The 12,302-nt window shown below is 61.0% G+C and carries 9 protein-coding genes and 1 pseudogene; 7 read left to right on the top strand and 3 right to left on the bottom strand.

The window, feature by feature from the left end:
* Positions 1-111: pseudogene (locus WS62_RS35845) on the top strand (IS5/IS1182 family transposase); the annotation flags it as partial.
* A 35-nt stretch (positions 112-146) separates the two neighbouring features.
* Entirely contained in the window at positions 147-428 is a 282-nt protein-coding gene (locus tag WS62_RS03065) for a hypothetical protein (protein ID WP_231748174.1), read from the top strand.
* A 32-nt stretch (positions 429-460) separates the two neighbouring features.
* On the opposite strand, the gene WS62_RS03060 is transcribed toward WS62_RS03065, so the two are convergent.
* Positions 461-1,561, bottom strand: a complete 1,101-nt coding sequence (locus WS62_RS03060; RefSeq protein ID WP_066567535.1) for an ornithine cyclodeaminase — start codon at positions 1,559-1,561, stop codon at positions 461-463.
* A gap of 298 nt (positions 1,562-1,859) precedes the next feature.
* On the opposite strand from WS62_RS03060, the gene WS62_RS03055 reads away from it, so the two are divergent.
* On the top strand, positions 1,860-3,035 hold the full coding sequence (locus WS62_RS03055; protein WP_082720652.1) for an iron-containing redox enzyme family protein: 1,176 nt from the start codon (positions 1,860-1,862) through the stop codon (positions 3,033-3,035).
* Positions 2,971-3,576, top strand: coding sequence for a TetR/AcrR family transcriptional regulator (locus WS62_RS03050; protein WP_082720651.1), 606 nt, complete (start codon positions 2,971-2,973; stop codon positions 3,574-3,576). The genes WS62_RS03055 and WS62_RS03050 overlap by 65 nt, the downstream gene beginning before the upstream one ends.
* A 21-nt stretch (positions 3,577-3,597) precedes the next feature.
* Here WS62_RS03050 and WS62_RS03045 read toward each other — a convergent pair whose 3' ends face one another.
* A complete protein-coding gene (locus WS62_RS03045) occupies positions 3,598-4,641 on the bottom strand; it encodes a cytochrome-c peroxidase (protein WP_066567544.1) in 1,044 nt (347 codons plus the stop codon).
* A gap of 29 nt (positions 4,642-4,670) precedes the next feature.
* Positions 4,671-5,123: a hypothetical protein gene (locus WS62_RS37790; RefSeq protein WP_231748173.1), complete on the bottom strand. Its 453-nt coding sequence runs from the start codon at positions 5,121-5,123 to the stop codon at positions 4,671-4,673.
* A 323-nt stretch (positions 5,124-5,446) separates the two neighbouring features.
* Here WS62_RS37790 and WS62_RS03035 point away from each other — a divergent pair, with 323 nt between their 5' ends.
* The 3 genes from WS62_RS03035 (at position 5,447) to WS62_RS03025 (ending at position 12,209) form a co-directional block, all read left to right on the top strand.
* A complete protein-coding gene (locus tag WS62_RS03035; RefSeq protein ID WP_066567528.1) occupies positions 5,447-7,915 on the top strand; it encodes an IPT/TIG domain-containing protein in 2,469 nt (822 codons plus the stop codon).
* A gap of 63 nt (positions 7,916-7,978) precedes the next feature.
* On the top strand, positions 7,979-11,167 hold the full coding sequence (locus WS62_RS03030; RefSeq protein WP_231748172.1) for an IPT/TIG domain-containing protein: 3,189 nt from the start codon (positions 7,979-7,981) through the stop codon (positions 11,165-11,167).
* Positions 11,168-11,234: 67 nt separating this feature from the next.
* The gene (locus WS62_RS03025) at positions 11,235-12,209 is read left to right on the top strand and encodes a hypothetical protein (protein ID WP_066567527.1); all 975 of its coding nucleotides are present in this window, start codon (positions 11,235-11,237) and stop codon (positions 12,207-12,209) included.
* Positions 12,210-12,302: the final 93 nt, after the last annotated feature.

The following is a 12,302-nucleotide window of genomic DNA, read 5'->3' as shown; positions in this document are numbered from 1 at the left end:
TTTCGACGGCTCAAGATTCGTTACGAACGCTATGCTCATGTTCACGAGGCCTTCATGTCTCTGGCTTGCGCTTTGATTTGCTGGACGCGTCTAAAGTCTCTGTTTAACTAATTTCGCAACAGCTTCTTAGTGCGCCGTGGGTGATCGTGGCCGATTACACCTATACGGACGGCCGCGCGACCGGTTTGCCCGGCACCGGCGGCGCGGACCTCAAGCCCACCTGGCACCAGATCAACGTAGGCATCGATTATCTGCTGTCCAAGCGCACCGAGTTGTACGTGACGGCGGGGTATCAGAAGGCGCTGGGTGATGGCACGACATTGGTCGGCGGGCACTATCGGCCGATCGCCGCGATGACGACGGCCGGTGGTGCGTCCTCGACCAACACGCAATTCACCGTCGCGACCGGCGTGCGCCATCGCTTCTGAGCGCGGCCATCGATCGATGAACACGGCACGTGTCAGCCCCGACATGCTTCGGCGTCACGTGCCGTCTCGTACACGTGCTGGGCGAGATAGAGATCCAGCACAGGTAAGCCCACGCACGTCACGAGCGCCGGCATGCGATACGTAGTGGTCTCGTCCAAGATCTGCCAGAGATTGCGTACTTGATACGCGTTGGCCATCGACTCCAGGGAGCGTCCGGTGCGTGCGAAGAACAGCGGCAAGCTCTGTGAGCGGCGATGCGCGACGGTGTCGATGTCATCGCAAATCACCGTGCCGGCTTCGAGCATGTAGCGGATCAGTTCGTCGGGCGTTTCGTCGCCGCCCAGGTGCAACACGATCGATGCGTCGCCGACCTGCCAGGCTTCGAACAGTGGCGCGTTGGCGTTCGAGGCGGTGACGATCAACGTGCAATCGGGGAGCGCGTCGAGTGTGGGGGCGGCGACGAGCGCAAACGATACATGCGGCGCGAGCCGTGCGACGAACGCGTCGGCACTGGCTTGCGTGCGGCTTCGGATGTACAGCGTGTCGATGCGCTCGGGATGATGGGCGTGCAGATCCTCGACGACGGCTTGCGCCACGCGGCCTGCGCCAAACAGAAACACTGAAAAACGCGCACGCTGGGGCAGCAAGCGATCGATGACGACGGACGCATAGGCGCCGGTGCGTTGCGCCGACAACGTCGAGCCATCGAGGATCGCCACCGCCTGCATGGTGAGCTTGTCGTAGAGCAGTACCGTCGAGGTGGATCGCGGGTCGCCGTGCTGGCGGTTGTAGCTGTGCGAGCCGACGATCTTTACCGCGCCGTACGAAGGGTTGATGCTGACGAGTGCGCTGAGTTTCCAATTGGGTCGCTCGCCTGCGGCATACGCCGCATCCGCCGCGTCGCCGAGCAGAGCGCGCAATTCGTCGCGCGTCGGTTCCAGCACCGCTTTCGTGCCGTAGGCCTCGCCGTCGCGAAGGGCGCGCAACGCGGCCCGCACATGCTGCCCCACGACGCGAGGCGCCAACGCCGCGACCATCGCCCGGCTCGCGGCCACACGCGATAGAGGACCGTGTGGTTGGACCCGCGATCCGTGCGCCGCTCCCGCATCCTCGACTGCCGGTGTCTCGCTCATGCATCGCCTCCGGAAAGGCCCTGGGAGGGCCTTTAAAGACTAGAACGATTGATCCATTTTTGTGAGGCGCCAGTTCGGACCTTCCGGCCGGGGCTGTCAATGCCTACGTGTCAGTTTTGTGACAGGCGTCGTGTTTTGTTACGGAAAGATGGGGCAAGTTCGCCCTTCCTGGTTAGGGTGCAGTGCGTGCTTGCCAAGACGGCATCGCCATATGAGGGGCACGAGACGGACAGTCTGTCTAGAACACATGATCCAGTCCGTGCGGGACGAGGACCATCACTGAGGAGGGTGCCACACGATGTTCACGGATTGGGGAACGCAGGCCGGATCGAAGAGGTTCATGCCATCGGTGTCACGGGCCGAACTGCTGGCCATGCCGATCGGTGACGCGATCGTTGCGTTGACTCGGTGGCCGCGCGTCGATCGGAGCGTGCAAGACGACGATCGGTTCGCGGCGCGATTGCAGGCGCGTCTCGCCGCAGTGCTGCGTCGCGCCTTCGGAGAGCGGAACGAGGCGGCTTTGGCCGACGTGCATCGGGCATTGTTCGCCCTGTACGACTTGCATGTGGCCGATCCGGCGATGCCGGCCGTGGTCAACCAGTTCGATCCGCTGTTGACCGGGCTGCGCGTTACGATCGAGCGGCAGTGGCTGGCGGCCGAATACCAGCGGATCGGCGCCGCCCCTGTCTTCGACTCGCCGGACGCATTGATCGACGCGTTGCGCGGTGCGGTCCAGGCACATGCGGCGTCCCATCATCCGCTGTTCGACATGCTTGAAACGCACGCGACGCGTGCGCAGCTCGAAGGATTCTTTCGTAGCGACACGGCGCTCAACGTCCGGTTTTTCGATCTGATCGTGATGGCGATGATTGGATCGCCACCGGAAGCTCGCCAGGAACTGGCCTCGAATTTCTGGGACGAAGCCGGGCGGGGCGATCCGCGACACAGCCACGTACAGTTGTTCCGGCGTCTCCTGGCCGATCTGGGCATCGCGCCCTCGGGCGACGACTTCGCCTCGCAACTGACCTGGCAGGGATTGCGTGGCTACAACCTCTTCATGCTGTGCGCCCTGAACCGCCAGCACTATTTCAAACTGCTGGGCGTGATGGCCGCGACGGAACTGCTCGATCCGCCGCAGTACCGCAAGCTCATCGCCGGGTGCCGCCGCCTTGGCCTCGGGCCGTCCATTACGCGCTATTACGACGAGCACATCACGGTCGACGATGTACACGGTGAAGGCTGGCTCGAAAACGTGATCCGGCCACTGGCGAAGCGTGAACCCCGTGCCATGTCCGCCGTATGGGCCGGGTGTATGCTCCGACTCGCCAGTTGCGGCGACTACTACGATGCCTTGAGCTGGCAGTTGTCGTTGATGACGAGCGTCAGGGGCTCACCAGCCGGGAACGACCATGACGATCACCCACGAAAAAAACGAACTCGCCCGTCGCAGAGCACGAACCAAGGTACTGGGTAAAGCCGCGGAGCTTTTCGGCCGCTACGGCTTTCATGCGGTCAGTGTGCGTCAGATTACGCGGGAGGCCGGCGTGGCCTTCCAGTCGATGTACAACAACTTCGAGGGAAGGGAGACGTTGGCCAGGGAAGTGCTCGAATGGAGGCACCGTGGCGTGATCGAGGAACTCACTGCGCGCATTGCCACCGTGGAAGGTGTCGACGCCAAACTGAAGGCGTTTTTCGACTGGCATGAAGAGTGGTTTACGAGCGAAGTCTTCAGTGGATGCCTGTTCGAGCGTGCGATCGGCGAATACGGCCTGAGTGAGCCGGAGTTGTCGGAGGTCGCGGTGCGTCACAAGAAGGCGCTTCTCGCCTTGATCGAAGGTGTCTTGCAGGACGAGTTTGATGCCGGTGAAACGAAGCGGCTCGCCGGCGTGATCCTCATGCTGATCGATGGTGCGACATCTCATGCGCGGGCGTTTCGCGATCCACGCACGGCGCGCCATGCGTGGCGAGCCACGCAAGCGCTGTTGGCCGAGGCCCGTCTGCGCTCCGCACAGTGAGAGGGGCGGTGTTCGTTGCTCTCAAAGCGAGCGCAGGAATTCGGCGAGGTCGAGGCGTTCTTCCACGCTCAGATTCAACGGGGGCCCGGCTTGCAAACTGCGGTAGTACACCTCGCGATCGATCGCGTCCTCAAGGGTTGGCACGCTGCCATCGTGCATGTACGGCGCGGTGTGCGCGACACCACGCAGTGACGGTGTGCGAAACAGCCCGATATCCACGGGCTCCAGCGTGACGTTGAAACGTCCAAGCTGCGCCTCGTCGGCATGCGTGGCAACACGATTGCCGATCGCGCTGCCTTGCAGCGAACGTGCGATGACCCCTTCGGTAAGCGCAGGCAAATTCGCCGTGATGCCATCGAGCCCGACACCGGTGCGATGGTAACCATGATCTGTCAACGCCGGCGGGGAACCTTCGAGCCGGTGGCATTCAGCACAGCTGGCCTTGCCTTGGAAGAGGGCCAGCCCGAGTTGCGCGCGGGGATTCAATGACGTGCGATCACCATGTAGATACCGGTCGAAGGCGCTTTCGGGTGGTGTCAGCGAGCGGATATAGGTGGCAAGCGCCACACCGACTTCATCCGGCGTCAATGCATCGCCGTGCGTCGGAAACGCCTGCGCGAATGCTGCGCGGTAAGCGCTGTTTTGCGCAATCCGCTGCGTCACTTGCGTTTGATCGTGCAGCCCCATCTCCACCGGATTGGTAAGCGGATCGAGCACGGCCTGTTCCAGTACCGTGCGTCGTCCATCCCAGAAAAAAGCGCCTTCCTTGGCGAGTTCCACGGAGAGGAGACTGGGTGTATTGCGTGTGCCGACACGTCCGTAAACGCCGACCGCTGTTGCTCGTCCATCGGTATAGCTCTTTTCCGGCATGTGGCAGGAGGCACAGCGAACGCTGCCATCGGCGCTTAGCGATGGATCATTGAAGAGCTGCTTGCCCAGTGCAATGCGTTGCGCAAGCAACGATGCGTCAGATGATCCGTGCGCGGCCGGGCGCAACGCGAAAACGGCGAGCGTGCTCGCCAGCACGCCAACACCGAGCCATCCGAATCCGCGTATCAGCGACATCCTGCGCCGAGCTCCTGCAATGTCCCGCATTACATGTTCACGAAGCGCACGGTCGCGCCGCTTGCTTTTAACGTGTTCGCCACCGCGGCGTGTTCGGAGCCGTCACTGACCACCATCACCACGATGCCCTTCAGCGCATCGGGTTTCACGTGCTTCGCAACGTCACCGAGGAAGGCCGTGGTCTGCGTGGGATCGGGACCACCGACGATCAGCATGCCGCCGGGCATGAGGATCGGGCCGATGCTATGCACGACCGAGTCGGTCTCGTTTTGGCGACGGGCAGTGGCCGCTACGTTGTCACCCGCGGGAATGACGTAGATGTACGGGCGCATGCCGACATCCTTGCCATGCAACTTCCCTACCTCCGCGAGGTAGTTGCCCCAGGTGTTTTCGTCAGCGGTGGCAGCGGGTTTGGCAGGGCCGGTCGCGGCCTGTGAAGTCGATGCCGTCGACGTCGTGGTGCTCGGATGGTTGCAGCCCATGAGCAGTGCTCCAAGCACGGCGATACCCGTCAAACGTCCTGAACGATGCATGGTCCCCTGACCCGCGTGTGATGAATGCTGATGGGAGGCGCTAGGGCTTGATGACTTGGTCACCGGTGCTCTCCACGCGCCCCATTAGATCGCATGGGCTGTATGTCTGCCTAGTGTGAACTTCTTCACGTTCTCTTTACGAGAGGTTTGGTGTGATCGGCTAGGCAGTTTCACGGCCTCTTCACACTGCGTGAGGGGACGCCGGGGGTTAAGGGGTATCACGTTGATTCAGGCTGGCCGTTTCCAAGGGAGCGGCATAAGGGACGTGCGACATGGAGTTACAGGGGAACGGCAGGGCTGCAATAGCGGAAGGGAAGGACGGTCGAATCGGCGCAGGGCGATCATCTCGACGCCGCGTAGGGGCGTTCCTCCAAGCGTGTGCGCTTTGCCTGCTCTACCTTGTCCTGCCTTGGGCGAGCCATGTCCAGGCGCAATCGAGCCGCTACGTCTACGACGCCAACGGGCGTGTGGTCGCGGTCACTGCGACCAACGGCACTAGCGTCCAATACGGCTACAACCCGCTGGGTTATGCCGGTCAAGCCAGTACGCCGATCGCGGCAGGTCAATTGGCCATCTTCGCTTTCATGCCCACGCATGGTGTAGCCGGCACGCAAGTCACCATTGAGGGGCAAGGGTTCGATAGCTATGCCGCCAACGACGCGGTGAGCTTTAACGGCGTCGTTGCAACCGTTAATTCCGCATCCGCCACGCAACTGGTTGCCACCGTTCCCAACGGGGCCACGACCGGACCGATCCGCGTGACGGTCGGCGGTCAGGCAACCACCAGTGCCACCTCCTTTGCGATCGACGATACCGGGGCGCCGCCCACCATCGCGCAAATCAGCCCTGTGATGACGTCGGTGGGAACCACGATCACCGTTACCGGCAGCCATCTTGATCCGGTGGCCGGCGATACGATGGTGCAGATGGGCGGACGTGACATTCTTTCGCTATCCCAGGTATCCGATACGCAATTGCAATATGTGGTGCCAAACGATGCCTTCATGGGGTATGTCACGGTCACGACACCCTATGGTTCGGCGACCAGCGCGACGCCGGTGGGTCTGGTATCGAGTAGTGTCAGTGCCTCCAGCGTTATAAGCAGCAGTGTCGCCACCGTAAATGGCGCGGGTGTCAACCTCAACATTGGCGCTTCGGGGCAGATGGGCACGGTGATGTTCACTGCGCCTGACAACGGATGGGTAAGTTTGCAAGCCAGCGGCATCACCACGTCCGCCAGTTCCATCAATTACGTCATCTATGGGCCGGGCGGTAGCGTGGTTCAACAAGGAGCGATATCGGCGGCGTCGCCGTCGATCCATCTGCCGCACCTCATCGCGGGAGCCATGTATCTGGTCCTTATCCAGCCCACTGGCGGCAGCGCGCAGATGACATTGGCCGTACAGTCGGATGCAACGCTAGCGCCTGGCACGCCTGTAAGGCTTAGCACCACCGTATCGGGACAAAGCGCACGTCTGATGTTCCCATCGATGGGAACGGCTGGCATTAGCTATGAGTTCTCGCTGAGCAACATTACCCTCACGGGGGGTAATGGCGAGGTCGATGTCTACACCTATGACACCACGGGCAGCCAGATCAACATGACCCGGTGTTACACCTCCGCGCCTGCCAGTTGCCGTGACTTTGTATGGGGCGTCACGGCCACAGGTATGCAGTCGCTGGTGGTGGTGCCCGCCAGCGGGGGTGTCGTATCCGTCAACGTGACGTTGCGACCGCCCGTAGCGGGACCCTTGCTCAGCACCAACACGCCTTCGGCCGCTATCAATCTGGCGCAAGGCCAATTCGAGGTCTTGACCTTTAACGCAACGGCCGGACAGCCGGTGACGTTAAACATGGCCAACTTAAGCACAACGCCGTCCGGGCAATCGGCGTATGTCGTTATCTACAGCCCCAGCGCCGGCGTGATAACGCCCACCAACTTCTACACTTATTTCGACGCGAACACGACGCAAACCGTCAACCTTCCCAACTTGCCCGCGAGTGGTACATACACCGTGATCGTGGACACGCCGCTCGGGGTACCCATGAGTGGGGTCTTGAGGTTCGTGCCCGACGTGGTAGTGCCCTTAGGTGGCGGAGGGACGAGTCAAAACGTGGCTACCAGCGTGCCGGCACAAAACGCCTATATGACATTCAGCGCGAACGCGGGCGATAGTTTTGAGCTGGCCTTAAGCAATATCGCCGCCGCCGCCAGTGGTGAGGTCGATCTCAACGTCTACAACGCTGCAGGAACCCAGGTCACCGGCGGAAGTTGTTACCAGTCCAATCCCGGATCGAGTTGTCGTGTGTTCCTATGGGGCTTGGCAGCGGGCAACTACTCCGTCGTGGCGAGTCAGCCTAATGGCGGAGGAGTGATGTCGTTCAATCCGTCACTGAATCCGCCGGTGATGGGGCCGTTGCTTACTCCCAACACACCAACGACCGTCAACCTTGCTAGCGGCCAATATGAACTGTTGACCTTCAATGCCACGGCAGGCCAAACGGCGACCATCACGATGTCAGGTGCGAGCACCGTGCCGGCGGGTCAGGCGGTTTTCGTTGTTGTTTACCGTCCCGACGTGGGGACGATCTTGCCGACCAACTACTACAGCTATTTCCAGACGACTCAGACGCAAAGCCTGACGTTGTCCAATCTGCCGGTCAGTGGTGCTTACTCCATCATTGTCGATAGTCCCTATGGCTTGCCGCTCAGTGGGCAAATTTCGGTATCCGTGCAATAAGCGTGTCGTCACTTCCATCATCCACAAGCCATAGACCAGTTACGGATACAGCGGGAATCAACCATGACGGTTAACAAGACAGGATGGAGCTTAGCGGGCAATGAGATCAGGCCTGCCATGCTTTATGGAGGAGCGGACAGGGATATGCGCGCGGATCGTGCACGATATGTATCGATGATAGGACGGCGTCTCTTAGGCCGGCTCGATCACCTGTTCCGCGCAACCCTTATCGGGGTGCTTTGCGTCATGGCATGGGGCATGGCGCATGCACAATCCACGCACTACGTCTACGACGCCAACGGTCGCGTTGTCGCAGTGACAGCGAATAACCGCGCCAGTGTCCAGTACGGCTATAACACATTGGGCCAGGCCAGTCAGGTCAGTGCTCCGCTTTCGTCGGGAAAACTCGCCATCTTTGCCTTCATGCCCACGCATGGCGAAGCCGGCACGCAAGTCACCATCCAGGGCCAGGGGTTCGACAGCAACCCGGCTAACGATGCCGTGAGTTTCAACGGTGTTGTCGCAGCCGTCATTTCTGCCTCATCCACGCAATTGGTGGTGATGGTTCCTGGTGGCGTCACGACCGGTCCCATCAGCGTGACGGTCGGCACGCAAACGGCGACGACTGCGACGCCATTTATCGTCGACGACACGGGCGTGCCGCCCACGATTACCCAAGTGACGCCCATCGCGGTGGCTAGCGGGGGATCTGTAACCATCGCTGGCACCCATTTGAACCCCGTGGCCGGCGCAACGGTGGTGCAAGTCGGTGACTTCGATCAGTCGCCGTCTTCGTTCTCCGACAGTCAGGTGCAATTTGCCATGTCTGCGGCCGATAGCGGAACGGTTTCGGTCAGCACGCCTTACGGTGTGGCGCTCAGTCCAACACCTTTGTTTGTGCTGGCGAGTGGGCTCAATCCGGCCAATTTCGTCAGTGGTACGACGGCGACGGTTAATGGCGCACCGGCCTCCCTTGCCATCGGTGCGGGCGGGCAAATGGGCGGCGTGCTGTTTTACGGGACGGAAGGCAGTTGGCTGAGTCTTCAGCTCACTACGATCACCACCTCGGCGAACAACCTCACGTATCAGATCTATGGGCCGGGGAACGTGCTGGTCCAATCTGGCACGGTGTCGACCTCCTCGCCCTCGATCCATTTGCCCCCGCTCACGGCCACCGGCAACTACGTGGCCATCTTTCAACCGGACACCGCCGGCGCCCAGTTGAGTGTGTCAGTGCAAACCGATCTTGCCTTGGTGAATACGACGCCTTATGCGATCACTACATCTCAGGCATGGCGCAGCGAAGGTATGGTCTTTACCGCAACCAGCGGCGCCAACATGGAGCTGGAATTGACCGGCCTCAACGTCACTGGCGGTACGCAAAACCAAGTGGCCGTTACGGTGTCCAACGCTGCCGGTGCGGTGATCGCCAGCTTCAACTGTACGGGCTCCGCAACCACGACCACGTATTGCCATCAGCCGCTCTGGAACATGACGGCGGGCATGTATCGGGTGACGGTGGCCCCCAGTTCCGGCGGCACCATGGCGTTCAATGCCATCGTGCAGCCGGATGTCATCGGCCCGAGCTTGACACCTAACGCACCGCTGGCCATCAACATGAGCGCCGGCCAGATGGAGCGCGTGAGCTTCACGGCGATGGCAGGCGAATCGGTGGCCCTGTCGCTGTCGAATATCGCCACACCGTCAGGGCAGTTCCTGGCGGTCTTCGTGTACACGCCGAACACCACCGCGCCCACTTTCAGCAACTACTACGCACTGCGCCTTTCTTCGGACTCGAACATTCTCAACTTGCCGAATCTACCCACTACGGGCACCTACACCGTGGTGATCGGATCGGCAGACAGCGTGCCCGTCACCGGCCAGCTCACCTTGCTTTCCAACGCCGGCGGTCCGCTGTCCGTCGATGGCAGCAATCATCGCTACGCCACGAGTGCGAGTGGTCAGAACGTGTACCTGAGTTTCAGCGCGAATGACGGCGACAACCTGGATCTCGAATTGACCGACCTCAACATCTTGGGGGGTGGCCAGAATACGGCTGGCGTGCAGGTGACCAATGCGGCCGGCACGGTCATCGCCAGTGTTACCTGTGCGGGCTCGGCGAATACGGCGACTTATTGCCATCTGTCGCTGTGGAACATGACAGCGGGTTCGTACATCGTGACGGTGTACCCACTGAGCGGAGGCACCATGATGTTCGGCGCTACCCTCCAGCCAAATATCATCGGCTCAGCCTTGACGCCCAACACGCCGCTGGCGTTCGACCTGAGTGCCGGCCAGATGGAGCGGGTAACGTTCAATGGGACCGCCGGCCAGGCGTTGGCGTTGTCACTCTCGAACGTGAGTACCGTGGGTGGACGGTTCCTCGCAGCGATCGTCTACGCACCGGGTGGGCCGATTACCCAGACCAACTACTACGGCTATCTCAACTCGAATAATTCGACCCTGCTCAATCTGGGGAATTTGCCGGTCAGCGGTACGTATACGGTGGTGATCGGCTCGGAGGACTCCGCCCCCACGACCGGCCAGCTGACCTTGATAGCGGGGCAGGAGGGCACGGTGCCCACCGATGGCACGAGCCAAACCTACAGCACCAATGTCTTCAACCAGGACGTGGGGCTGAGCTTCACGGCCAACGCAGGCGACAATCTGGAATTGGAGTTGACCAACGTCAACGTCAACGGCGGTAACCCCAATCAGGTCACCATGCAGGTATCCAATGCATCCGGTACGGTGATCGGCACGGTCGATTGCCCCGGTTCGACCACCGCCGCAACGTATTGCCATCAACCGCTATGGAACTTGTCGGCCGGTACGTATTACGCGCTGGTCTATCCCTCGGGTAGCGGTACACCCAACGGGGGCGGCACGATGGCGTTCAATGCGCTGGTGGCGCCGGATGTCATCGGCCCCGCACTGACCTCCAACACACCCTTGGATATCGATCTCAGCGCGGGTCCGATGGAGCGCGTGACGTTCAACGCGACGGCGGGGCAGACGGCGACCTTGTCGCTGTCGAATGTCAACGCGGCCGGCGGGCGGTTCATGGCGGTCTTTGTCTACACGCCCACTACCTCGTCCCCCACTATGAGTAATTACTACGGTCTGCTCAATTCCAGCACTTCGCCGACGCTCACCTTGCCGAATTTGCCGGTAACGGGAACCTACACGGTGGTCATTGGCACGGCCGATAGTGCGCCCGGCAGTGCGCGGTTGACCTTAACACTTCAATAAGCGCCGTGACCTAGGGCGTGATCGCATTGATACAGATTGAAACGGTAATGCATTCAAGGAATCGACAATGAACGTGGACAGCGTTAAACGGAATCGAACGGCACTGGTGACCTTGGTCAGCATGGCGGTGCTCAGCGCGACCGCCTTGGCGCTGCCGCTGCCGACATCTCCCGAGTACATCCATAGCGGTGATCACACGTTTGTGCTGCCTGCATCGGCGGACACCAGCCGCGCGTTGTTATCGGATGGCCGCACGCTAGAGGTGCGTGGTGCCGAGGGTGTCGCTTATCTCATCGGCGATAACCAACGAGCAGTCGTGAAGCTGCCTGAAGCACGGCGTTTTGGTTCGATCACCGTGATGCCGAATGGCCTGGTGTTGTTTTGGGGCGGCATCGATGCCCAAGGCCATGTGTTCGACAGTGGCGAATGGTTCAATCCCGACACGCAGCATTTCGTACGCACAGGCCCCCTGGGCCTGCCTGCACGCGCAGGCCATACATTGACGGTGCTAACGGACGGCACGCTGCTGATGACGGGCGGCTGGTCATCCGATGGCACGCCCGCCACCACGGCGGTGGTATGGCAAGAAGCCTCCCACCAGATCACGTCGTTGCCGGGGATCTACGCGCCGCGCATGGATGCGATCGCCACGTTGCAGGCCGACGGCTCGGTGCGCGTCGAGAACGGTGTTGATGCCAAAGGGTTTCCCTTGCACGATGCATGGACCTTCCATCCGGACGTGTCGTCTCAGCTTGCTTCAAAACAGACGTCATCGTCGCTGATTGCTGAAACACGTCCCCTCTCGGATACCGACCAAGCCTCCATTCATGGTCCCTTGGTGTTGCGGTTTGCCATGCCGGTTGATCTGAAACAACTGAATACCCATAGCGTGACGTTGCTGGGACCGGAGGGCACCGTACCCGTGCACGTGATCGGCGCCGAAGGGGGGCGCTTGGCGTTCGTGCAATTGCCGGATGACCTCTACCCCGGTTCGCGCTACACGCTATTAGAGGTGGCCGCGCAAATTCGGACAACCGGATAAGTGGAACGGCTGGGGCCTGAGCCAGCGATAATGCAGGCAAAGGAACCCAAGAAATGACGAAGAGAACCCGAAGGACGCACTCAGCGGCGTTCA

The organism is Burkholderia sp. ABCPW 14, assembly GCF_001523835.1.
In the GTDB taxonomy this organism is placed as follows: Bacteria; Pseudomonadota; Gammaproteobacteria; order Burkholderiales; family Burkholderiaceae; genus Burkholderia; species Burkholderia mayonis.
This window is presented reverse-complemented; position numbering and strand designations above follow the sequence as displayed.

Coding starts and splice junctions, on each gene's coding strand:
- WS62_RS03030 (WP_231748172.1), top strand. CDS start 7,979: ATGACGGTTAACAAGACAGGATGGAGCTTAGCGGGCAATGAGATCAGG.
- WS62_RS03060 (WP_066567535.1), bottom strand. CDS start 1,561: ATGAGCGAGACACCGGCAGTCGAGGATGCGGGAGCGGCGCACGGATCG.
- WS62_RS03035 (WP_066567528.1), top strand. CDS start 5,447: ATGGAGTTACAGGGGAACGGCAGGGCTGCAATAGCGGAAGGGAAGGAC.
- WS62_RS03025 (WP_066567527.1), top strand. CDS start 11,235: ATGAACGTGGACAGCGTTAAACGGAATCGAACGGCACTGGTGACCTTG.
- WS62_RS03050 (WP_082720651.1), top strand. CDS start 2,971: ATGACGATCACCCACGAAAAAAACGAACTCGCCCGTCGCAGAGCACGA.
- WS62_RS03045 (WP_066567544.1), bottom strand. CDS start 4,641: ATGTCGCTGATACGCGGATTCGGATGGCTCGGTGTTGGCGTGCTGGCG.
- WS62_RS37790 (WP_231748173.1), bottom strand. CDS start 5,123: ATGGGCTGCAACCATCCGAGCACCACGACGTCGACGGCATCGACTTCA.
- WS62_RS03055 (WP_082720652.1), top strand. CDS start 1,860: ATGTTCACGGATTGGGGAACGCAGGCCGGATCGAAGAGGTTCATGCCA.